Consider the following 22,227-nt stretch of genomic DNA (forward strand, 5'->3'; position numbering starts at 1 on the left):
ATCGGGCCGTGCGCCGGCCCGGCGTATCCGGTCGGCACAGGCGTCGCTGCCGCCCGGAGACCGTCATTGTCCATGATGTGACACACTCTGCCAAGATCGACTGTGGCTTCACCTCGTGTTTACCAGGAGTCGCGCTTATGGAATGCTGAACAAGGGACTTAGGGCACGGGCGGGCGACGCGCCGGGCGTGCGGGCGAAAACATCCGGGTACGGGGTATGTCCAGAATTCTGCTGGCCGAAGACGACAACGACATGCGGCGTTTTCTGGTGAAGGCGCTGCAGACCGCAGGCTACGAGGTCACGTCCTACGACAACGGGCTCTCGGCCTATCACCGGCTGCGCGAGGAGCCGTTCCAGCTCCTCCTCACCGATATCGTGATGCCCGAGATGGACGGCATCGAGCTGGCCCGCCGGGCCTCGGAGCTCGACCCGGACATCAAGATCATGTTCATCACCGGCTTCGCGGCCGTTGCCCTCAATCCCGATTCGGCCGCCCCCAAGCACGCCAAGGTGCTCTCCAAGCCGTTCCACCTGCGCGAGCTGGTCAACGAGGTCCAGAAGATGCTGGCGGCCGCCTGACGGCCGCCGAGCCGGCTGGTCCGGGCACCGCGGGCCGAGGCAGGCCGACCTTGGCATCGCGGCTCTTTCTCGCCCTTGCCCGGACCCGATCGAGCCGATATAGAACCGTCACGGTCGGCCCCGGCGTCCCGGAAGCTAGTCAGGATGCCGATGACGACTCCGAACCGTCCTCGGACGGCGGGCGCGTAGCTCAGCGGAAGAGCACTACCTTGACATGGTAGGGGTCACAGGTTCGATCCCTGTCGCGCCCACCACCCCCTCCTCGAGTCCCGGACAGCACCGAAGGTTTGCGGCTCGACCGGCCCGGTCGAGGCCCCGGACGGCATGACTGTCCGGCAGAGGTCGGCGACCCTCGCTCCAGACGATGTCTCAGCGCCCGGCGATCAGGTCCTGCAGGTTCTCGGCACCGCCGAAGCGCCAGGGTCGGAGAACGGCCGTCTCGTAGAGATCCGCGGCGGGATCGTCGCGCAGCAGCGCCTCGGCGGCCGCGGTGTCGGACGCCTCCAGCAGCATCGCGGTGCCGGCCCAGGTCTCTCCAGCCGAACTCTCGCCGTCCGCACCGAGCAGCGGCCCCGCCACGATGACGGCGCGCGCCTGCGCCGGATCGAGGAGCCAGGCGCGCTGGGCGGCGCGGGCCTTTCCGGCCGCACGGGCGGCATCCGGCCGCGCTTCGCCGACGAACAGGAAGCGCGGGTTCTTCGGGTCGCCGGCGAACTGCCACATGGTGCGGCCGGAGAGGTTGTCGAACCGCCGTACCATCACCTCGGCGAACACGCCGCCCTTGGCGAGCGGGTCGTCCTCGGCGAACACCCGGGCCGCCTCGGCATCGGCGAGGTCGACGATGTGCAGGCTGCCCGTCACGGCCTTGCCGTCGGCCGACATGGTCGGGCCGCGGGCGATCATGGCGTCGATATACGGCGTCATGAACGCCCAGTGGTCCTTCAGCAGGGCGCGCCGGGTCGGCCCGGCGCCGTCGCGGTCGCGGCCGTAGACGAAGAACTGCATCGCGGTCTCCTCCGGCGTCACGCCGTCTCGAAGCCCACGAACCGGCAGATTTCGTCGACGCCGGCCCGGGCGGTGCGGAAGCGGTTCACCGGCGCCGCCGCGTCGGCATGGCCCAGCGCGATGCCGCAGAAGAGCATCTCGGTGTCGGGCAGGCCGATCAGCGGCGTCACGATGGCGGCGATGCGGGCCCAGGACTCCTGGGCGCAGGTCGCGAGGCCATAGCCGCGCGCCAAGAGCATCAGGGTGGCGAGGAAGCCCCCGACATCGGTCCACTGGCCCGGCCCGCAGCGGCGGTCGAGCGCGAGGAACAGGCCGACCGGCGCGCCGAAGAAGGCATAGTTCTGCTTGTACTGGGCGAGCCGGCCGGCGTCGTCGCCGCGCGCCACGCCGAGCGCCCGGTAGAGCCCGACGCCGTTCTCGAAGCGGCGCGACCGGAACGGCTCGAACAGCGGCTCCGGATAGACCGGGAACTCGCCGTTCAGGCCGCGTGGATCGACGGTGTCGACGGCCGCGAGCACGGTCCGCACCAGCTCGGCGAGCGGCGCGCCCGTGAACGCGTAGACCGACCACGGCTGCAGATTGCCGCCGGAGGCGGCCCGGGTGGCGCGGCCGATCAGCTCGCGCACCGTCGCGCCGTCGACCGGCTTGTCCAGAAAGGCGCGGCAGCTCTTTCGCGAGTCGACCGCCTCGAACACGTCCATGGAAGCACAAACCCTCGGGAAACGGCGCCCCGCCGCGACTCGCGGCCGCTGCGCTCGGACGAGAATCCACTGCGGCGACACAGCGTCAATCGCACGAAGCGGCGCGGCAGGCCTGCGTCCGTCGGAGACGGCGTAACGACCGGCGTCGCGTCGCGCGTCGGGAAGGGCGCGGACTTGTGGCCGACCCGCAGCGGTGACATAGGATGCGCCGAGGGTCGGCCCATGTTCGCCGGTCCCGGACGCATTTCATGACCGATGCCTATCGCCGCCTGCTCGACCGCCTCGGCCCTCTCGTCAGCGTCGCCGGGCTCCTGGTGGTGTTCGTCCAGGCCGTCATGCAGGGCCTGCCGCAGGCCGTCATCACGGCGCCGGGCGTCGCGGCCGGCGTGCTGGCCGAGGCGACCCTGACGCTGGCCGGCGGGGCCATGCTGACCGGCTTCGCCTGGGTCGTGCTGCTTCGCCTCACGGTACGGCCGACCATGCGGCGGAGCTGCCTGTTCGGCATCTTCCTCCTCACCCAGCTCGACCGCTACCGTCCCGGCAATGTCCTGCAGTATGTGTCGCGCCAGGCGGCCCTGGCGCCGTTCGGGGTGACGATCGGCGACGCCATCACGGTCGCCATGGCGGAGGCGCTCTGCCTGCTCACCGCCGTCGGCCTGCTGGTCGGCACGGCGGCGGCGCTCGGTCGGCTCGACTGGAGCATCTCGTTCCGGATCGCGTCGGAGTTCTCGCTGGCGGTGTCGGGGCTCGCCGGCGGCGCTCTCCTGGTGCTGCTCGTGATGCAGCGCTCGGTGGTCGCCCGCCTGCTGGCATCGCGGCGGGCTTTCGTGCGGATGCTGTTCGCGGTCGGCCTCGATGTCGCGACCTTCGTCGCCATGGGCCTCGCACTCGATGCGTTGATCGGCGTGGTGGCGCCGGCGGTCGAGCGCGATCTCCTGTCGCTCTCCGCCGTCGCGGCAGCCGCGTGGCTCGCCGGCTTCGTGGTGCCGGGCGCGCCGGCCGGCCTCGGCGTCCGCGAGGTCGTGCTGTCGGTGCTGCTGGCGCCGGCGATCGGCGGCGATGCCGCCGCGATCACGATCGGGCTTCGGCTCGCCGGCGTCCTGGCCGATGTCCTGGCGGCGGTCGCCGGCCGGCTGATGGTCCTGCTCGCCCATCCCAAGCCGTCGGTCGGCGTCGACCGGCGCTGAGGCCGGCGACCGCGGTGCCGCAATTGCGCACCGGACAGGTCGGCAAGGCCGAAAGAGGCATCCGTAATACGATCAACTGCATAAGCCAAATATCGAGCGCTGACTGGGGGCGAGGAAGCACAATCGCGTGCGAAGCGTCGAGGCAAACGTTGCGATTGCACCCGCCGCTTGTACTATAAGCCATCAACAACCGTAGTCTGGAGGAACAGGATGGCCGATCCAGTCACCATTGGCGTGCTTGCCGCGTCAGCCCTCGGCCTGGCAGGCGAGACGTTCATTAAAGGCTATGTCGGGGAAGCCGCGAAGGAAGCTTATAAGGCCCTCAAGGAAAAAATCGCGGCGTGGGCAAACGACGATGTCCAGGCCCTGGAGAAAGCGCCGACCTCGGGGCCGCGCCAGCAGTTGATCGCCGAGGTGGTCGACCAACTGGCGGAGACCGACAAATCCGATGTCCGCGCACTTGCCGAAAAGCTGATCAAAGCATTGCGAGACTCAGACCCGACCGGACTCGTCATCAGCAAGCTCGACGCGCTCGACGCGATACTGGGCAACGTGACGGTCACGGCAGGCACAGGAGTTAACATCGGCGAGGTGAAAGTGGGGCGCACGTTCAAGATCGGCGACATCACGGTCGGACCCGACACCGGAAAAAAATAGTCGCGGCAGCGGACCGACGCCCGACCGCTGCCGTCTCCGGCGGGCTAATATCCGAATCAATTTCGGCCGGCCGAGATTTCTCGACGACCATCCACTATCACGGCATCGCGCCGGACGCAGTCGCACGGCTGCTCGCTGGCCAATCGCTAAAGCTGTTTCAGAGCAACGTGGCGACACGCCAAGCCTTGCCCTTCTTGGGCCGGAACGTGCTGCTCGACGACCTCCGTAAATTGCTGGATGATCCGGAATCAGAGCACGTCGTCGTGCTGCACGGTCAACCGGGCGTCGGCAAGAGCGAGCTTGCCCGCGAATATGCCCGGAGGAATCATCAACGATATTCCGGCGGGACGTTCTTCATCGACGCGCGGCCCGGCGCGATCGCGATCGACCTTGCCCATATCGGCCGTACCTGTCTCGGGCTGACTTTCACAAGCGATCTTTCGATCGACGAGCAGGCGCTCCGGACCCTATACGGGCTCGCCGAACGCCTGTCCTTCCTTATCTTCGACAATGTAGGCGCCGAGGCTGACGTGCTGCGCTGGCTACCGCCGAGCGGGCTGCCCTGCCACACCGTGATCACCTCGGTCGTCGACTGCTGGCACACGGGTTGGCGGGTCGTGCCGGTCGGCCCGTTGGCGCACGACGTCGTCGTGGCGCTGGTCGCAAAAATTGCCGGGCCGGTGGCGGCAGACCAATACGGCGACAAGATCGCGACTATCGCCGGAGGCCTTCCGATTCAGATTATTCCAACCTGCCGGTCGATCGCACGGGATGTTCGCCGCGGCCACGACATTGCGATCGACCAGACCATCAGCAGGGAGGCGGCGGAGAGCTTTCGCGGAGTTTACGAGCGGTTGGAGCCGAAGGCCGCGCTTCTTCTCCACTCCGCAGCGCGTATGAATTGCCAGCGCATCCCGCGTGACGAGATCGCGAGTCAACTAGCCGCGGCGGCCGGATGGAGCAGATCCGTGTTTGTCGATCAGCTCAACGCATGCCTGGACGTGACTTTGATCGAGGGCGGCGCCGAGCTACGAATGCACCAGCTCTTCGTCTCCTTTCTGCGCGACGCCGCGCCGGGGGCGGAGATCGCAGCGACGTTCGCCAAAGTTGTCGGTGCGCAAGCCCAGCGGATGATCGAGATCGCGCGGGAGATCGCAAAAGCCCCGAACCGAATCGACCTCACCACTGTCCTGGCGACATATCCGACCGCCCTAGATTCCTGGACAAATGTCGACGATTTTGTTTCGGTCGCAGATGGCGAGACGGTCGGCAAAGCCTTAATCGAGTTTGGGCAGTTTGCATCCGCCCAGCGTTGGTTCGAGCGCGCCGTCACGCATAAGGAGATGCCTGGCAATCATGGCGATGTCGACTACGAGAACCTAAGCCGGAGTCTTCACCAAGTCGGCGAATGCTTGAGCGAGATCGGAGATTTCGATGCCGCCCGCCTCTGGTTCGAGCGCGCCGCAGCAGCCGCCGAGAAAGGCGCCATTGACGGCCGCGTCAATCACGAGAGTCTCGGATCGAGTCTTCACCAGGTCGGCTATTGCCTATCCTCTACGGGGCATTTTGACGCCGCACTCCCCTGGTATCAGCGCGCCGTCGAAGCAACCGAGAAAGGTGACATTCAGGGCCGGATCAATTACGTGGGGCTCGGTGCGAGTCTTCATCAAGTCGGCGACTGTCTGGCCAGCACAGGCATGTTCGATGCGGCGCGCGGCTGGTTTGAACGCGCAGTCACCGCTATCGAGAGAGGTGATGTTTCCGGCCGATTAGATCACGAAAGTCTCGGGTCCAGCCTCCATCAGGTTGGCGAGTGTCTGGCAAAAACCGGTGACTTCGACGCGGCTCGACCATGGTTCGAGCGCGCTGTCGCCGCGACCGAAAAAGGTGATATCCACGGACGAATTGACTATGACGGCCTCGGTGAGCGCCTTCATAGTGTCGGTGACTGCCTGGCAAAATCTGGCAATTTCGAAGCTGCGCGGCCCTGCTACGAGCGCGCTATAGAGGCAATCGAAAAGGGCGATATTTATGGCCGGATCGATCACGAGAGCCTCGGATCGAGCCTTCATGAAGTTGGTGTCTGCCTGGCTCGTAACGGTCATTTCGATGCTGCTCGGCTTTGGTTCGAACGAGCTGTGGAAGCTAAAAATATAGGCGACCTTCACAGGCGTGTTGATCACCATGGACTCGGCAGGAGTCTTCATGAGATCGGCAACTGTTTGATTCACGCTACGGGATTCGACGCCGCGCGACGTGTATTCGAACTCGCTGCTTCCGCCAAGGAAAAGGGCGATTTCCACAACCGAGTGGATCACGATAGCCTAGGCGAGAGCCTTCATGAGATCGGCTCCTGCTTAGCCAACACTGGCGAGTTCACTGCCGCTTGGCCGTGGTTCGAACGCGCCGTCGCAGCGAAGGAGAAAGGTGACCTTCATGACCGGGTCAATCCCGCGAGCGTCTATGTGAGTCTTATCGCCGGTGCGGATTGCCTCCGGAAGCTGGCCGTCACTGATCTAGCCGATCGATGGGACGAGCGGGCATCTGGTTTGAAAGCTCAGGTCGAATCACACGGGGCTCTCGGTGGATCGCTCTAGGGCGCCTCGATCCTGTTCTCGCGGACGACCTCGCGCCAGTGCTCGATCTCCTGGTGCAGCAACGCCTTCGCGCCGGCCTCGCTGCGATACTGTTTGGCCGACACCGTCACGCCGGCCTTGGCGAAGGCGTCGAGAAGCTGCGGCTCGACCAGCGCGGCCTCCAGCGCCGCCCGCAGCCTGTCGGTGATCGCCTGCGGCGTGCCGGCCCGCGTCAGCAGCAGGCTCCAGAAATTGGTCAGCGATTTCGGCCCCAGCGCATCGGCGAGGCTCGGCACGGTCGGCATCATCGGGGCGCGCTCCGCCGAGGTCACGGCGAAGGCCTTGGCGAGCCCTTCGCTGGCCGGGCCGACCGCCGCCTGCAGGGGCGTCGCGGTGAGATCGGCATGGCCGCCGATGACGTCCTGCATGGCCGGCCCGCCGCCGCGATACGGGATCATGTCGGCCTTCCCGGCGGCGGTCGCCAGCGGCACGATGGCGAAATGGCTGGCGCTGCCGACGCCCGCATGGGCGAGCGTGGCCGGCGTCGGCGACGATTTCATCCAGGCGATCAGCTCGGGCAGCGTGTCGGCCGGAATCGTCTTGCGCCCGAGGATCACCAGCGGCGAGTCGCTGACGAAGGCGACGGGCAGGAGGTCGCGCTCGGACTCGAACGGCAGCGTGCGATAGAGCGCGGCGTTGATGGCGAAGCCGACATTGTGCAGCAGCAGCGTCGTGCCGTCCGGGTTCGAGCGGGCGGTGCGGGCCGAGCCCATGTTGCCGGCGGCGCCGCTCACCGTCTCGATGACGATGGTGCCACCGAGCTTCTCGGCCAGCACGGGCGCCAGAATCCGCGCCAGCACATCGGTGCCGCCGCCCGGCGCGAACGGAATGACCAGCGTGATGGGCCGGTCCGGATAGGTCTGGCTGCGCGCGGGTCGCGGGCACAGCAGTGTCGCAGCAGCCATTCCGGCCACCGCGCCTCGGCGCGTGACTGACACGATCGTCTCCTCCTGGTCGTTCCGCCCGTCGTTTTCTTGTTGCGACCGTTATGGCCGAGTGCGCGACGCCTGGCAACGACGACGCCGCACTTTGTATGCATTCCCGGATGGGCCGGGCCTCACTTCGGCTCGAGCAGCTCCGCGAGGCGCGGATAGATCGTGGTGAAGTCGTCGCCGGCCCAGCCGAGATCGATGGCGCGCTTCAACAGATCGGCGGTCAGATGCGTGTAGGGCGCCGGCTCGCCGTGCCGGTCCGCATAGGCGGCCGCCATGCCCAAATCCTTCGCCAGATTGGAGACCGTCGAACGCCCGTCGAAGCGGCCGGACAAGATGTGGTTGGGGAAGCGCTTCTCGCTGATGAAGCTGCGGGCGTTGCCGGCGTTGAAGACGTCGATGACGGCGGAAAGATCGAGCCCGGCCTTCTCGGCCATCCGGCAGCCCTCGCCCAGCACCAGGAAGTTGGTGTGGACGATCATGTTGTGAATGAGCTTCAGCGTATGCCCGGCGCCGCGCGGCCCGACCAGCGCGACCGTCTTGGCGATGACGGCCAGCACCGGGCGCACCTGCTCCAGCACGGCCGCCTCGCCGCCCACCATCAGGGTGAGGGTGCCGGCGTCGGCGCCGGCGGCCCCGCCTGTCATGCCGCAGTCGAGATAGGCGCGGCCGGCGACGGCGGCCCGCGCCGCAAGCTCCCGGGTGCGCTCCGGATCCGAGGTGGTGAGGTCGACCAGCACCTGGCCCGGGTGGTCGACCGACAGAATCCCGTCCGGGCCGTCGAGCGTGGCGGCGATCTCGCGGGAGGTCGGCACCACGAAGACGATCACGTCGCAGCCCGCCGCCATCTCGCGGCCGGCCGCAAACACGATGCCGCGGCAGAACGGCAGCTCGCGCGCGCCCGGGGCCGGGTCGAACACGGCGCGCAAAAAACCGGCGCGGCTCAGATTGGCAGCGATGCCGCGGCCCATCTGGCCGAGGCCGACGACACCGACACTGGTCATGACGATGGCTGGTCCGTGCAGGAGGGCGGGACGTCCGAGGTTATGCGGGACGACAACTTGGTATGCAAGGTGCCGGCGATCCGCCGGCCGTGGCCCGGCCGCGGATCACGGCCCGGCCGGCTCCATGCCCTTGGCGGCGAGCACGCGCGCCGCCTCCGGGCCGGACAGGACTTTCAGGAACGCCCGCGCGGCGTCGGGCGCCTTCGATGTCGCCGAGACACCGCCCGCATAAACGGTAAAATTCTGGATGTCGGCGGGCAGCGGCCCGACCAGCACGGCATCCTTGACGGCGATGATCTCGCTGATCTGGTGGATCGCCAGGTCGGCCTCTCCCGACACGACCCGCGTCGCCACCAGGCCGCCCGGCACCAGCACGGCCTTGGCCTTGACGGCATCGGCGATACCCCAGCGCTCGAACAGCTTCATCAGATAGATGCCGCTGGAGCCGCCGGCAGCCGGATCGATCATGGCGACGGCGCGAGCATTCAGCAGCGCCCGCTTGAACGCGTCGGCCGTCGAGATGTCCGGCTTCGCCGCGCCCTGCTTCACGGCGACGCCGATGCCGACCTTGGCGAGGCCGACCGGCGTATCAGCGACGACGCGGCCGCTCTTGGCGAGCTCGGTGAAGCCGCCGGGGGTGAGCACCAGCACGTCGAACGTCTCGCCGCCCGCGACCCGCTTGACGACCGCGCCGGCCGTGTCGTTGACCACCTCGACCTTGTGACCCGTCGCTTTCTCGAACGGCGCGACCATCTCCTGAACGACCGACTTGTAGGCGCCCGTGGTGAGCACCTTTATGTCGGCGGCGTGCGCCGGAGCACCGGCGACGGTCGCGGCGAGGAGCGCGCCCAGCATCGGCCCGGACAGGCGGGGCCACGCGGACCCGGTCGTCGACCGAAAGCGGTGGAGCGCATGCGCAAAAATATTCGGCATCTGTCGTCCTCGGATGGCGGCGGACGGTCCCGCCGGGGGGCCGCCACTGTCGAGCAGGCGGTCGGCCGTGTCCAGCCGGGATCCATGCCCGAGAGCCGTCATGCGCGGGCTCGACCCGCGCATCCATCCAGAACGAAAAAATGCATGTGTTCGACAGAAAGATGGATCGCCGGGTCGAGCCCGGCGATGACGCCGAGGACGATCCGTTTCGCTGCTCGTTTCGTAGTCCGGTCGGCAGCCGTCAGTTGAAATTGATGTTGGTCGCCTTCACCAGCGCGAACGTGTTGGCGATCTCGGTCCTGATCAGTGCGTCGAACTCCGCCGGAGTGATCGGCATCACGTCGACGCCCTCCTGGGACAGCCTCTCGGCCAGCCCCGGCGTGCGCAGCGCCTTCTGGGTCTCGGCGTTCATCTTCTCGACGATGTCGCGCGGCGTCTTGGCCGGCATGAACATGCCGGTCCAGAACGTGTAGTCGGAATTGGCGTAGCCGAGCTCGGTCGTGGTCGGCACGTCGGGCAGGGCCGAGCATCGCTTCGGCGTCGTCACGGCGAGCGCGACCAGCGAGCCGTCGCGGACGAAGGTCAGGGCCGCCGCGATGCTCGAGCAGGAAAAATCGACGCGCCCGGTCATCACCTCGACCAGCGCCTCCGGCATGCCGCGGAACGGCACATGAACGCCCGGGAAGCCGGCGGCGTAGCGGAAGCGCTCGGTGCTGACATGGGTGGCCGAGCCGACACCGGCGGTGCCGAAGGTGACGCCTCCCGGCTTGCGTTTGGCGGCGGCGACGAAGTCCTGCAGCGTCTTGTAGCCGGCCGACGGCGGCACCACGATCACGTTGGGCGACGAGCCGAGCGCGGCGACGGCCGAGAGATCGCGGGCGACGTCGTAGGCGAGCTTCGGATAGACGACCGGGGTCGCCGAATGCATCGACGAGTTGATCAGCACCGTGTAGCCGTCCGGGTCGGAGCGCGCCACCGTGGCGCCGGCGATGGTGCCGCCCGCGCCGGGCCGGTTCTCGACGATGATGTTCTGGCCGATCAGCCGCGACAGCGGATCGAGCGTCATGCGGGCGACGATGTCGATCGTGCTGCCGGCCGACAGGGTGACGATCGCCTTGATGGGCTTCGACGGCCAAGTCTCGGCACGTGCGGTCAGGCACAAGGCGGGCGCGGCGAGTGCGGCTCCGGCGAGCTGCAGACCCCGACGGCGGGTGAGCGTCACGATCGTTCCTCCCAGAACGTGAGAAATTCGGGCCCGAATCCTAGCCTTCCACCGGCGCGTGCGACATACGCAGTGTTCCAGTTCGACACCGTGCTGATCAGCGCCGGTCACGCGGCCGTCGGGTCGCGCTCCCACGGCGGAACCGGCGAGAACAACTCGGCGAGGAGATCGATCATGGCGCGCACCTTGGCGGGCGGTCGGCGGTCGGCCGGATAGGCGGCGAAGACGCCGGCCATCGGCACCGGCTCCTCGTCCAGCGTCAGCGGCACCAGGAGACCGGCGCGGATCTCGCGCCCGACCAGGAAGTTCGGCATGTAGACGATGCCCTGGCCGGCCACCGCCGCCACCACCAGGGCGTCGCCGTTGTTGGCTTTCAGGTTCCCCGAGACCTCGACGCTGTGGCGCCCGTCGCGGCCGAACGGCCAGCGCCCCGCGCCGACCGACTGCGCCAGCGTGTAGTCGAGGCAGTTGTGCCGGCCGAGATCCGCGATGGTGCGGGGCGTCCCGTGGCTGGCCAGATAGGTCGGCGCGGCGCAGACCAGGATGCGGCACGGCGCCAGCCGGCGCGCCACCATGGTCGAGCTCTGCATCCGGCCGATCCGCACCACCATGTCCCAGCCTTCCTCGATGAGGTCGACGAAACGGTCGTTGAGGCCGAGATCGACGGTGAGGTCGGGGTGGCGGCGCGACAGCTCCGGCAGCAGCGGCGCGATCTCGTGGATGCCGAACGAGAAGGGCACGTTGAGGCGCAGCGTGCCGCGCACCTCGACGGTCTCGATCGAGGCTGCGGCGTCCGCTTCCTCGAGCTCGGCCAGGATGCGCTCGACCGATTCGAGATAGCGCCGCCCCGCCTCGGTCAGCGTCAGCCGCCGCGTGGTGCGGTGCAGGAGCTTGGTGCCGAGCCGCGCCTCCAGGGCAGCGAGGTGCTTGGTCGCCATGGTCTGCGACATGCCGAGCGCCCGCCCGGCCGCCGACAGGCTGCCGAGCGCCGCCACCCGGGCGAACACCTGCATTCCGGTGACGCGATCGAGCATTTTGGCTTCCTCACACCTTTGGTGTGAGATGATATCCTGCCTCGGGTAATAATCAAACCAGGGAAATGATGGCACATAAGGGCCATCGGAACGCGACGCTCACCCCCACGGAGGCATCCATGATCGACGATCGTACCGCTCCCTATGCCGCTCTCCTGCTCCGCGTCAGCCTCGGCGCCCTGCTGCTGGCGCACGGGCTCCTGCTCAAGGTCCTGACCTTCGGGATTCCCGGCACGGTCGGCTACTTCGAGAGCATCGGCTATCCGGGCTTCTTCGCCTATCTGGTCATTCTCGGCGAGATCGGCGGCGGCCTCGCGCTGATCCTCGGCCTGTGGACCCGGCCGATCGCGCTCCTGCTGCTGCCGCTCCTGATCGGCGCCACCCTGCAGCATGTCGGCAACGGCTGGATGTTCGCCGGCAAGGGCGGCGGCTGGGAGTTCCCGGCGTTCTGGACCATCATGCTGGTCGTGCAGGCCCTGCTCGGCGACGGCGCCTTTGCCCTGCGGCCGTCTTTTCAGCAGCTCCGCATAGCCGAAGCGCGCTGACGCGCATTACCTCTCCGTCGACCGCACTGGAGGCTCGCATGTCAAACGCGTCCACCCTCGACCGGATCGAGCCGGCGCTGACCCCGGCCCCGATCGATCCGGGCACCCGCATCGGCCACGTCCACCTCAAGGTGGCGGATCTCGATCGTGCGCTCGCCTTCTGGTGCGGTGTCCTCGGCTTCGAGCTGACGCAGCGCTACGGCAGCCAGGCGGCGTTCGTGTCCGCCGGCGGCTACCACCACCACATCGGCCTCAACACCTGGGAGAGCAAAGGCGGGTCGCCGCCGCCGCGCGGCACCACCGGGCTCTTCCATGTCGCGATCCTGTATCCGACCCGGGCGACGCTGGCCGACGCCCTGCGGCGCCTGATCGCCGCCGGGGTGCCGCTCGACGGCGCCAGCGACCACGGCGTCAGCCAGGCCCTCTATCTGCACGATCCCGACGGCAACGGCGTCGAGCTCTACTGGGATCGCGACGAGACCGACTGGCCGCGCTCGGCCGACGGCACGCTCGCCATGGTCACCCGGCCGCTCGATCTCGACAACCTGCTGACCGAGGTGGCGTGACGCCACCGCCCCGGACCCGTTTCACTCAAGAGGAGACCCCCGTGAGCCAGATCAAGATCGCCGTCATCGTCGGCAGCCTGCGCCGCGACTCGTTCAACAAGAAATTCGCCGCCGCGCTCGCCAAGCTGGCGCCGGCGGACGTCACCCTGACCCCGGTCGAGATCGGCGACCTGCCGCTCTACAACCAGGACGACGACGGCAACCAGGCGCCGGCCGTGAAGCGGCTGAAGTCCGAGATCGCCGCCTCGCAGGGCGTCATCTTCGTCACGCCGGAATACAACCGCTCGGTCCCGGGCGTGCTGAAGAACGCCATCGACAACGCCTCCCGCCCTTACGGGCAGAGCGCCTGGGCCGGCAAGCCGGCCGGCGTCATCGGCGTCTCGGTCGGGGCGATCGGCACGGCGCTGGCGCAGCAGCACCTGCGCAACGTCCTGGCCTATCTGGACATGCCGACGCTCGGCCAGCCCGAGGCCTTCATCCAGGCCAAAGACGGCCTGTTCGACGCCGACGGCGCGATCGGCGCGGCGAGCCGCGGCTTCGTCAAGGGCTGGCTCGACCGCTACTTGGCCTTCGTGAAGACCCACGCCGGCTGAGTCCCCGATTGCCCCCATTGGCTCGAAGTCAAGGTTCTGCGAGCCGCCAATTCTCCGTCATTCCGGGGCGCCGCCAACGGGTCCGGCCTTCGGCCGGCCCGATGACAGGCTCCGCGGCGAGCCCGGAATCCATACACACAGACCGGGGTTATGGGTTCCGGGCTCGCGGCCTGCCGGCCGCGCTCCGGAACGACGAAGACCGGGGGTCATCGCCTCACTCGTCAAGTCAGCGCGTATGCGGTGGCCCCCGGGTCGCGCTCAGCCTCCCGCGACCTGGGCATCCCGGCCGGTGCCGCCGCCCCGAAGGCGGTGCCGGCCGAATGCGGCTTCGGCATTGGCGCACCGGATTTTCCGGCGCAGCGCCTCGTCGAGATGGCCGAGATCGTGGTCGGCGTCCGCCGCCCCCATCGGAAACGGCCAATCGCTGCCGAGCACGATGCGATCCGCGCCCATCACCGTGATCAGATAATCGAGATAGGCCGGGTCGTGCACCAGGCTGTCGACGTAGAAGCGTCGCAGCGCATCGCGCGGCAAGAGCGTCCGCTCCGGCACGCCGGGTCGCTTGGTCAGCACGCCCTGTTGCCAGCGGCCCGCCAGTGTCGCGGCACAGCCGCCACCATGGGCCAGCACGATGGTGAGCCGCGGATGCCGCTCGAACACGCCGCCGAGGATGAAGTCGGCGGCCGCGAGCGTCGTCTCGTAGGGATTGCCGAGCAGGTTGCTCAGATAATGGCGGTCGAGCCGCGCATCCGGACACGTGCCCGGATGCAGGAAGGCCGCGAGCCCGCGTCGCTCGAGCACGGTCCACAGCGGCGCGTAGTCGGCGTCCGCGTAGCTGCGCCCCAAAAGCTCGGTGCCGATGACGACGCCGGCCCAAGACTCGTCCAGCGACTCGTCGAGCTGTTCGGCCACCTCGGCGGCGAGCGCCGGATCCTCGACCGGCAGATAGGCGAGCGGCCGCAGCCGCGCCCCGTGCGCCGCGCAGGCCTGGCGCAACCCGGCATTGATCATCGCGACATAGGCGCGGCGTTCGCCGGCGCCGAGATCGGGCCGGAAAAGCGGCGGCGGCACCGAGACGAGAGCGCCGTCGAGGCCGTCGCGGGCGACGCGATCGACCAGCTTGTCGGCGTCCGAGATCGGATGCAGCGGCACGCCGTGGGCGCAGACCCGCAGCGTGCCGGCCGCCGTCGTCATGCCGAACACGGCCTTCTCGGCGACGGCCTCGACCAGCGCCGGCGGGATCAGGTGCGTGTGGACATCCCAACCGCCGAGATCAGTGGGCGTCTGCGTCATCGGTGTACCAGGTCGGGCGCACCGGATAGTGCGGGCCGTCGTAGATCTCGAGCAGGATCGAGGTCTCCTCGGCGATGGTCGGGCCGTGCACGCTGCCCTTCGGGTTCCAGTAGAAGCAGCCCGGCGTCAGCGTCGTCCCGGTCGGGATGTAGCGGTACTTGCCCGACAGGCAGAACATGAACTGATTGGAGGCGTGGGCGTGGGCCTCCGGCACGCCGGAGCCCTGCTCGAACTTGACCAGGCCGATCGAGGCACCGGTCTCCTCGTTGCGCCACAGCATCTTTTGCGACAGGCCGGCGAGCGATTTCGCCGCCCATTCCAGGTCGGCGGTCTGGATGAGGATTTCCTTGAAGGCGCTCATCGCGTCCGCCGGCATCGCGGCAGCGCCGCCGCCAGCCGGCTCGGCCTTCGCGGCTTCGGTCTTGGGGGCTTCCGCACTCGGCAACGGCGCCTCCTCGGGCGTCCAGGTGATGTGCTTCAGCTCGACCAGCCGGGCCAGATACGTGACCTTCGACTTGTTGGTCAGCTTGTGCACGGGCCGCATGCCGTCGATGAAGACGGTGTGGCCGGTCGGTTCGTATGTGTCGCGCTTGTCGCCGAAGATGGTCTCGACCTCGTTCTCGCCGCCGCCGAGCGAGATCACGGCGTAAGGATGGTAGTGGATGTGGAAATCGATGGTCTGGCCGGGCTCGAGCTTCACCTCCCAGACGCGGACGTGATCATTTTCCAGCACGATGCGGTTGCCGATCTGGCGCAGCGTGACGCCGCGCTCCGCGGCGCGCTTCAGGCCGTGAATGTCGCTCATGGATCCTCCAGCGTGCGGGCGGGCAGCGCCCAGGTTGTTCGGGGTCATTCGGTCTCGGGAAGCTCGTGACTCGGCAGCGGCGCCGTCTCGGGCACCCATCGCACATGCTTGAGCTCGATCAGCCGCGCCAGATAGGTGGTCTTGTCGCGGTTGGTCAGGCGGTGCACGGGGCGCATGCCGTCGATCAGCACGGCGTGGCCGGACGGCTCGTAGGTCGTGCGCTTGTCGCCGAAGATCGTCTCGATCTCGTTCTTGCCGCCCGTGATGGCGATGACGACGTACGGATGAAAGTGGATGTGCCAGCCGAGCGTCTGCCCCGGCTCGACCCGCACCTCCCAGATGCGCACGTGATCGTTCTCCAGCACGATGGTCGAGCCGACATCGTCCAGCGTGATGCCGCGCGCCTGCGCGAGCTTCAGCCCGTGCCGATCGGTCATGAGAACACCTCGCGCTCGCGCGTCCCGGCCCCGCGCACCGGCGAGTGCAGATCCGTCAGGGTCATCCGGTTGCGCAGCTCGCCGAGTCCGGTGCCGCGCACGACGACCTCCTCGCCTTCCTTGAGGAAACGCTGCGGGGTGCGCGCGTTGCCGACGCCGGCCGGCGTACCGGTCAGAAACAATTCGCCGGCGTGCAGCGTCATGCCGGTCGAGGCTTCGGCGATCAGGGTCGGCAGGTCGAACGCCATCAGCCGGGTCGAGGCATCCTGAAGAACCTGGCCGTCGACGAGGCATTGCAGCGTCACGTCGCGCCAGTCGAGCGCGTCAGCCGTGACCACATACGGACCGATCGGCATGGTGCCGTCGACGCTCTTGCCCTTGAGCCACTGGCCACCATGGGCACGCTGCACGCTGCGCAGCGAGACGTCGTTGGCGAGGCAGTAGCCCCACACGTGATCCATGGCGTCGGCCGCCGCGATGTTCCGTCCGGTCCGGCCGATCACCACGGCGAGTTCGGCCTCGTAGTCCCACTGATGCGACAGCGCCGGATCGAAGGCGATCGGATCATGCGGGCCGATGACGGTATCGGGCCGCTTGGTGAAGAAGGTCGGATGGTCTGGCTTCGGCACGTCCTGGCCCTCGCGCCGGCCGAACCCCTCCTCGAAGTGATCCCAGTAGTTCCAGCCGGTGCAGAGGATATCGCGGCCGAAGCGGCCGATCGGCGGCAGCAGCCGCGCGGCGTCGAGCGCGAGGCGCTCGCGCGACTGCGTCGCCAGCCGGCGGATCTCGTCGCGCCCGTCGGCGCCGCCGAGGATCACGTCGACCAGATCGCCGATCGACTCGGGCAGCAGCGTCACGGTGTCGCCGTCGACGACGCCGAGGCGCGCAGCACCGCCGTGTCGGACGGCCGCGATCCTCACGACTGCGCCTCGGGCACGACCGCGATGGCGTTGATCTCGATCAGGTACTCGGGCGAGGCCAGCTTGGTCACCTCGACCAGGGTCGAGGCCGGCAGCGGCGCCTTGAAATACTCGCGGCGGACTTTGTGGATCTGCTGGAAGTGCTCCATGTTGCGGACATAGACGTCGACCCGGCAGACGTGATCGAGCGTGCCGCCCGCCGTCTCCATCGCCGCCTTGATGTTCTCGATGACCTGCCTGGTCTGCGCCTCGATGTCGCCGATGCCGGCGATGGTGCCGTCGGCGCGGCGCGCCGTCATGCCCGACACGAACACCAGCTTGCCGCGCGCCTCGACCACGGCGGCCTGGGCGTAATGGCCCAGCGGCTTGACCAGCTTCTCGGTCGAGAGTTCCTGCTTGCTCATCGGTTTCGCCTCTTATTCGTGTGGTGTCACGCGATCGCGCGGCCGTCGCCCGCGTTCATCTGGTCGGACAGCCGGTCCAGCGTCGCAGCGACGCTCGCGGGCAGCCGCACCCGGCCGCCGCTCGCCTGGCGCCGGCGCCACTCGATCTCGCCGGGCGTGAACACCTGATCGACGCCGGGCGCGCGCGCCGAGCCGCGCACCCGCTCGCCGGCCAGCGCCGCATCACGGCGGAATGTTTCCGGGTCGCCGAAATGTCCGACGTCGATGGCGATGAAGAGATGCGCGCAGTCGTACGGCTCTGCCGCATCGCCGTAGAGCGGCTTGACGGCCTCGCCCCAGGCGCCGCCGGACAGGAGGCCGCACATCAGGTCGATCATGAAGGCGAGCCCGAACCCTTTCGGTCCGGCCGCCGGCAGCAGCATGCCGGCGATGGCCTCGCGCGGATCCGTGGTCGGGCTGCCGTCGGCGCGCGTCGCCCAGGTCGGCGGAATCGGCCGGCCGGATTTTTCCAAGAGCCGGATCTTGCCCATCGCGGCCTCGCTCATCGCCATGTCGAGGGCGAGCGGGGGTCCGTCGGCGCTCGGCAGCGCAATGGCGATCGGATTGTTGCCGACGACCCGCTCGGCGCCGCCCGGCGCTGGCATCAGCGGGCGCGTGTTGCACATGACGATGCCGATGCAACCGGCCGCCGCCGCGACGTTGGCGTAATGGCGCGCCACGCCGAAATGGAAGCCGTGTCGTACCGCGACGATGCCGGCGCCGAGCTGCTTCGCCTTGTCGACCGCGATGCCGATCGCCTGCCGGCCGGTGAGATGGCCGAAGGCATGGCCGGCGTCGAGCACCACGGCGATGCCCCGGTCGGACACCACCTCGGCGGTCTCGCGCCGCGACACCGAGCCCTTGCGCAGGCGATCGAGATACATCTCGACCATGGCGATGCCGTGCGAGGCGACGCCGTCCAGCTCCGCATCGACCAGCGCGGTCGCGACCGTGCGGGCTGCCGAGGCCGACAGGCCCGCCCCGACGAACAGCGCGGCGACCCGCTCGACCAGCGTTCCGGCATCGACCTCGACCGTACCGTCCGATGTCATGAAGCGGGACTCCTTACCCGGGGATACGAGATGACCTGTCAGCCGCGCGCGCGGCCGTGGCCGCAGGCGGCCGGTCAGATGGCGGTGAGCGCATTGGTGGCGGCGAGCACCTTGGCGGTGGTCTGGCGGATGTGGCTTTCGCACAGCCGGCACGCCGCCTCGGCGTCGCGCGCCAGAACGGCGCGCATCAGCCCTTCGTGCTCGCCGATGTCGTCGCGCGGCTTGGCCGTGAAGCCGATCGACAGGGCGACGTAGCGCTCGGCCTGGTCGAAAAGCTGGTCGCGGAACGCGCGCAGCAGCTCGGACGGGCACGCCGCCGACAGGCTCGCATGGAAAGCGCGGTGCTCGCGCCACCAGGCCCGCGAGATCTCGCCGGGCGCCGCCGGATCGGTCTTCTGCTGGCGCGACAGCCGATGGAAGGCGCCGAGGATCTCGGCCTCCCAGGCGACGTCGCCGGCCGCGACGGCGCGGCGGAGCATCAGGGTCTCGATGTCGATACGGGTCTCGGTGAGGTCGGTCAGATGGGCCGGCGACACCGGCGAGACGCGAAAGCCCTTGTTCTCGGCGAGCGTCACCAGCCCTTCCGATTCGAGCCGCATCAGCGCCTCGCGCAGCGGGCTGATGCTCATCCCGTAGCGCTCGCGCAGCTCCTCCAGCCGCAGCCGCGTGTTGGGCCGCAGCCGGCATTGCAGGATGTCGGCGCGCAGGACATCCAGCGCGATTCCCCCCAGTGTCTGCGGTTCCGAGAGCTCGGCTCGTCCGCGGGCATTGCTCTTGATCGACATGGCAGTCCCGGTGTCGGCCCGGCACGACGCCGGCGCGTGCCTCCTGCTTAGCGAAGCGATTCCACAAAATCAAATGATTTTATAAAATGTGTTGACTGAGGCTTGGAGAGGCGATCTTATAAAATCACGGCCATCGACCGGAGACCCTCTCGATGGCCGGAAACGCGGCACCGTCGCGGTGAGTCCTGCCGGGCATTCACCGAACTCGTTTGGAAAGCGCCCCGCGCTGCGGCCGGCGGCATTGGCAGAGGAGCTCGAAGCAGATGTCCAACCGGCTCAGCACGGCCATTCGCGCCGGTATGGCGGCCTCCGTTCTCACGGTCGCGGCGCTCATCGTGCCGGCCGGCGCGGCCGACACCAAGGTGACGTTCGCGCTCGACTTCATCCCGCTCGGCCGCCATGCCCCGTGGTACGCCGCGGTGGCCCAGGGCTACTTCAAGGGCGAAGGCCTCGACGTCACCATCGTGCCGAGCAAGGGCACGGCCGAGGTGATCCAGTCGGTGCAGTCGGGCGCCGCCGACATCGGCTTCGTCGACGTCCCGGCGCTGGTGCTCGGGCGGGCCGGCGGCGCGACCCTGAAGATGGTCGCGGTGAACTATCAGAAATCGCCCTATGCGATCTTCTCGCTCGCCAAGGGCGCCAACGTCACCACGGCGAAGCAGCTCGAAGGCCTGAGCCTCGGCAGCGGCGCCGGCAGCTTCACACCGAAGATCATCCAGGGCTTCATGGCCCAGCAGGGCCTCGACCCGGCCAAGCTGCAGATCACCAACGTCGCGCCGCCGGCCCGCGCCAGCATGCTGATGACGGCCCAGGTGCCGGCCATCGAGTTCTTCGTGATGGCGAAGCCCGGCCTGGAGGCGGGCGCGAAAAACTCCGGCGCGACGCTGACGACCTTCCTGCTCGCCGATCACGGCCTCGATCTCTACTCGAACGGCATCGCCGCCAAGGACGAGTATCTGAAGGCCAATCCGGACCTCGTGAAGAAATTCGTTCGGGCCGCCCTGAAGGGCTGGAAGTTCACCTTCGACAACCCGCAGAAGGCGGCCGAGCTGCAGAGCAAGATGGTGGTCGGCCTGAAGGAGGAGTCGATCGTGCCGGAGATCGAGGTGTTGCGCGCGCTGGCCATCACGCCCGATACCGAGAAGAACGGCCTCGGCACCATCGACCCGGCCAAGATGCAGAAGAGCCTGGATTTCACGGTGAAATATATCGGCGTCAGCGGCGCGGTGCCGACGGCGGCCGATCTCTACGACACGAGCTTCTTGCCGGCGCAGCCGGTGAAGCCGTGAGGGCGGGCGGCCGAGGATGCTCGCGCAGGTCCCCCAGCCGATGACCGACAGTTCCCCGGCGGCGGAGGCCGCCCGGGCGTTCGGGCGCTTCCGCAACGTCCACCAGGAATTCCTCCAGGACGACAGCAAGCGCCTGGTCGCAATCGAGGACATTTCGTTCGATCTGAAGGAGGGCACGCTGGTCAGCCTGCTCGGCCCCAGCGGCTGCGGCAAGACGAGTTTCCTGAAGATCGTCGCCGGGCTCGCCGAGGCGACCTACGGCGTGGTCGAGATCCGCGGCCGGCAGGTGACGCGACCGCAGCCGGATTTCGGCTTCGTGTTCCAGCAGGCCAATCTGATGCCGTGGCGCACCGTGCTGGACAATGTCCTGTTCCCGATGGAGATCCAGCGCCGCAAGGACGCCGCCGCAAAGCGCCGCGCGATGGAGCTCCTGGAGCTCGTCGGCCTCGCCGGCTTCGAGAATGCGCGGCCCTCGCAGCTCTCCGGCGGCATGCAGCAGCGCGCCGCGCTGTGCCGTGCCCTCGTCCATGCCCCCAAACTTCTCCTGATGGACGAGCCGTTCGGCGCGCTCGACGAGCTGACCCGCATGGAGATGCACGATCTGCTGCTGGAGATCCGCCGCGTCACCAACGCGACCACGCTGTTCGTCACCCACAGCATCAGCGAGGCCGTGTACCTGTCGGACGTGATCGTCGCCTTCAGCAAGCGGCCGGCCCGCATCGCCGACTATATCGAGGTCGACCTGCCCTATCCGCGCACGCCCGCGCTGCGCTACGAGACCGCCTTCACGGACTTCGAGCATCGCGCCGGCATCGCCCTGGGGATCACCCGATGAGGCTTCGCACCAGCATCCGCACGCTCGAATCCATCGTCTATCCGATCGCCGGCATGGTCGCCGTGCTGGCGCTGTGGCAGGGCTATGTCTGGGCCTTCGCCGTCAATCCGATCGTGCTGCCGAGCCCGCTCGCCATCGCGCGCGCCACCGCCGCGAACCACGAGATCCTGCTGTCGCAGACCTGGCCGACCCTGAGAGAATCCGTCTACGGCTTCGTTCTCGCGCTGCTGGTCGGCATTCCGCTGGCGGTGTGCGTGGCCAACTCGCGGATCCTCAATCTCACCTTCTATCCGATCCTGATCGCCACCCAGTCGATCCCCAAGGTCGCGGTGGCGCCGATCATCCTGGTGTGGTTCGGCATCGGCATGGAATCGAAGCTGGTCATCGCCTTCCTGGTGGCGTTCTTCCCCGTGGTGGTCGACACCGCGACCGGCCTGAAGGCGACGCCGGCCGGGCTGCTGGAGCTCGCCCGCTCGGTCAGTGCCTCGCCCAGCCAGACCTTCTGGAAGGTGCAGTTTCCCGCCGCGATGCCGTTCATCATCTCGGGCGCCAAGGTCGCCGTGACGCTCGCCGTCATCGGCGCCGTGATCGGCGAGTTCGTCGGCTCCAACGAGGGCCTCGGCAACCTGCTGCTGTCGGCCAATGCGCAGCTCGACGGGCCGCTCGCCTGGGCCGCGCTGGTGTGGCTGAGCGTGCTCGGCATCGTGCTGTTCTTCGTGGTCGTCGCGGCCGAGCGGGTGCTGATGCCGTGGGGACATCACTGAGCGGCAGCGG

The 22,227-nt window shown here is 68.2% G+C and carries 24 protein-coding genes and 1 tRNA gene; 11 read left to right on the forward strand and 14 right to left on the reverse strand.

The window, feature by feature from the left end:
• Positions 1-216: 216 nt before the first annotated feature.
• Positions 217-579 (forward strand): cell cycle two-component system response regulator CpdR, encoded by a 363-nt coding sequence (gene cpdR / locus HXX10_RS19415; RefSeq protein ID WP_296524475.1) that lies wholly within the window; start codon positions 217-219, stop codon positions 577-579.
• A gap of 179 nt (positions 580-758) precedes the next feature.
• Positions 759-833 (forward strand) — tRNA-Val (locus tag HXX10_RS19420).
• A gap of 115 nt (positions 834-948) precedes the next feature.
• Here the strand turns inward: HXX10_RS19420 and HXX10_RS19425 are convergent.
• Together HXX10_RS19425 and HXX10_RS19430 are read right to left on the reverse strand one after the other, a co-directional pair.
• Complete coding sequence (locus tag HXX10_RS19425) at positions 949-1,584, reverse strand: YciI family protein (RefSeq protein WP_296524476.1); 636 nt, start codon at positions 1,582-1,584, stop codon at positions 949-951.
• A gap of 17 nt (positions 1,585-1,601) precedes the next feature.
• Entirely contained in the window at positions 1,602-2,285 is a 684-nt protein-coding gene (locus HXX10_RS19430; protein WP_296524478.1) for a nitroreductase, read from the reverse strand.
• 248 nt (positions 2,286-2,533) lie between these two features.
• On the opposite strand from HXX10_RS19430, the gene HXX10_RS19435 reads away from it, so the two are divergent.
• From HXX10_RS19435 to HXX10_RS19445, 3 genes are all read left to right on the forward strand, one after another.
• Entirely contained in the window at positions 2,534-3,472 is a 939-nt protein-coding gene (locus HXX10_RS19435) for a hypothetical protein (protein WP_296524479.1), read from the forward strand.
• A 210-nt stretch (positions 3,473-3,682) separates the two neighbouring features.
• On the forward strand, positions 3,683-4,129 hold the full coding sequence (locus HXX10_RS19440) for a hypothetical protein (RefSeq protein ID WP_296524481.1): 447 nt from the start codon (positions 3,683-3,685) through the stop codon (positions 4,127-4,129).
• A gap of 206 nt (positions 4,130-4,335) precedes the next feature.
• A complete protein-coding gene (locus HXX10_RS19445) occupies positions 4,336-6,726 on the forward strand; it encodes a tetratricopeptide repeat protein (RefSeq protein ID WP_296524483.1) in 2,391 nt (796 codons plus the stop codon).
• On the opposite strand, the gene HXX10_RS19450 is transcribed toward HXX10_RS19445, so the two are convergent.
• The 5 genes from HXX10_RS19450 to HXX10_RS19470 all read right to left on the reverse strand — a co-directional run bounded on the left by HXX10_RS19450 (position 6,723) and on the right by HXX10_RS19470 (position 11,890).
• Complete coding sequence (locus HXX10_RS19450) at positions 6,723-7,670, reverse strand: tripartite tricarboxylate transporter substrate binding protein (RefSeq protein ID WP_296524484.1); 948 nt, start codon at positions 7,668-7,670, stop codon at positions 6,723-6,725. The genes HXX10_RS19445 and HXX10_RS19450 overlap by 4 nt on opposite strands.
• 152 nt (positions 7,671-7,822) lie before the next feature.
• The gene (locus tag HXX10_RS19455; RefSeq protein ID WP_296524485.1) at positions 7,823-8,701 is read right to left on the reverse strand and encodes an NAD(P)-dependent oxidoreductase; all 879 of its coding nucleotides are present in this window, start codon (positions 8,699-8,701) and stop codon (positions 7,823-7,825) included.
• Positions 8,702-8,806: 105 nt separating this feature from the next.
• Positions 8,807-9,634 carry a substrate-binding domain-containing protein gene (locus HXX10_RS19460; protein ID WP_296524487.1) on the reverse strand — a complete coding sequence of 276 codons (828 nt, stop codon included), beginning with the start codon at positions 9,632-9,634 and terminating at the stop codon, positions 8,807-8,809.
• A gap of 241 nt (positions 9,635-9,875) precedes the next feature.
• Positions 9,876-10,856, reverse strand: a complete 981-nt coding sequence (locus HXX10_RS19465; RefSeq protein ID WP_296524489.1) for a tripartite tricarboxylate transporter substrate binding protein — start codon at positions 10,854-10,856, stop codon at positions 9,876-9,878.
• 107 nt (positions 10,857-10,963) lie between these two features.
• On the reverse strand, positions 10,964-11,890 hold the full coding sequence (locus HXX10_RS19470; protein WP_296524491.1) for a LysR family transcriptional regulator: 927 nt from the start codon (positions 11,888-11,890) through the stop codon (positions 10,964-10,966).
• Between the two features lie 119 nt (positions 11,891-12,009).
• Here HXX10_RS19470 and HXX10_RS19475 point away from each other — a divergent pair, with 119 nt between their 5' ends.
• The 3 genes from HXX10_RS19475 to HXX10_RS19485 are packed head-to-tail and all read left to right on the forward strand — an operon-like array spanning position 12,010 to position 13,594.
• Positions 12,010-12,435, forward strand: a complete 426-nt coding sequence (locus HXX10_RS19475) for a DoxX family protein (protein ID WP_296524492.1) — start codon at positions 12,010-12,012, stop codon at positions 12,433-12,435.
• Between the two features lie 38 nt (positions 12,436-12,473).
• Positions 12,474-13,001: a VOC family protein gene (locus tag HXX10_RS19480; RefSeq protein ID WP_296524493.1), complete on the forward strand. Its 528-nt coding sequence runs from the start codon at positions 12,474-12,476 to the stop codon at positions 12,999-13,001.
• A 41-nt stretch (positions 13,002-13,042) separates the two neighbouring features.
• Entirely contained in the window at positions 13,043-13,594 is a 552-nt protein-coding gene (locus tag HXX10_RS19485; protein WP_296524495.1) for an NADPH-dependent FMN reductase, read from the forward strand.
• A gap of 258 nt (positions 13,595-13,852) precedes the next feature.
• Here the strand turns inward: HXX10_RS19485 and HXX10_RS19490 are convergent, their stop codons facing one another.
• The 7 genes from HXX10_RS19490 to HXX10_RS19520 all read right to left on the reverse strand — a co-directional run bounded on the left by HXX10_RS19490 (position 13,853) and on the right by HXX10_RS19520 (position 19,329).
• Positions 13,853-14,887, reverse strand: a complete 1,035-nt coding sequence (locus tag HXX10_RS19490; RefSeq protein ID WP_296524497.1) for an amidohydrolase family protein — start codon at positions 14,885-14,887, stop codon at positions 13,853-13,855.
• A complete protein-coding gene (locus HXX10_RS19495; RefSeq protein ID WP_296524498.1) occupies positions 14,868-15,692 on the reverse strand; it encodes a cupin domain-containing protein in 825 nt (274 codons plus the stop codon). Before HXX10_RS19495 ends, HXX10_RS19490 begins: the two co-directional genes overlap by 20 nt.
• A 44-nt stretch (positions 15,693-15,736) precedes the next feature.
• A complete protein-coding gene (locus HXX10_RS19500) occupies positions 15,737-16,129 on the reverse strand; it encodes a hypothetical protein (RefSeq protein ID WP_296524500.1) in 393 nt (130 codons plus the stop codon).
• On the reverse strand, positions 16,126-17,049 hold the full coding sequence (locus tag HXX10_RS19505) for a fumarylacetoacetate hydrolase family protein (protein WP_296524501.1): 924 nt from the start codon (positions 17,047-17,049) through the stop codon (positions 16,126-16,128). The genes HXX10_RS19500 and HXX10_RS19505 overlap by 4 nt, the downstream gene beginning before the upstream one ends.
• Positions 17,046-17,453: a RidA family protein gene (locus tag HXX10_RS19510; protein WP_296524502.1), complete on the reverse strand. Its 408-nt coding sequence runs from the start codon at positions 17,451-17,453 to the stop codon at positions 17,046-17,048. The genes HXX10_RS19505 and HXX10_RS19510 overlap by 4 nt, the downstream gene beginning before the upstream one ends.
• Positions 17,454-17,479: 26 nt before the next feature.
• Positions 17,480-18,544: an Ldh family oxidoreductase gene (locus HXX10_RS19515; protein ID WP_296524503.1), complete on the reverse strand. Its 1,065-nt coding sequence runs from the start codon at positions 18,542-18,544 to the stop codon at positions 17,480-17,482.
• Positions 18,545-18,618: 74 nt separating this feature from the next.
• Complete coding sequence (locus HXX10_RS19520; protein WP_296524504.1) at positions 18,619-19,329, reverse strand: GntR family transcriptional regulator; 711 nt, start codon at positions 19,327-19,329, stop codon at positions 18,619-18,621.
• 263 nt (positions 19,330-19,592) lie between these two features.
• Between HXX10_RS19520 and HXX10_RS19525 the strand changes: the two genes are divergently transcribed.
• Genes HXX10_RS19525 through HXX10_RS19535 form a run of 3 tightly spaced genes read left to right on the forward strand, consistent with a single transcriptional unit; the run spans position 19,593 to position 22,217 of the window.
• A complete protein-coding gene (locus tag HXX10_RS19525; protein WP_296524506.1) occupies positions 19,593-20,618 on the forward strand; it encodes an ABC transporter substrate-binding protein in 1,026 nt (341 codons plus the stop codon).
• 40 nt (positions 20,619-20,658) lie between these two features.
• Positions 20,659-21,453, forward strand: coding sequence for an ABC transporter ATP-binding protein (locus tag HXX10_RS19530; RefSeq protein ID WP_296524509.1), 795 nt, complete (start codon positions 20,659-20,661; stop codon positions 21,451-21,453).
• On the forward strand, positions 21,450-22,217 hold the full coding sequence (locus HXX10_RS19535) for an ABC transporter permease (RefSeq protein ID WP_296524511.1): 768 nt from the start codon (positions 21,450-21,452) through the stop codon (positions 22,215-22,217). Before HXX10_RS19530 ends, HXX10_RS19535 begins: the two co-directional genes overlap by 4 nt.
• Positions 22,218-22,227 lie beyond the last annotated feature (10 nt).

This window comes from Rhodoplanes sp. (assembly GCF_013377085.1).
GTDB lineage: Bacteria > Pseudomonadota > Alphaproteobacteria > Rhizobiales > Xanthobacteraceae > Rhodoplanes.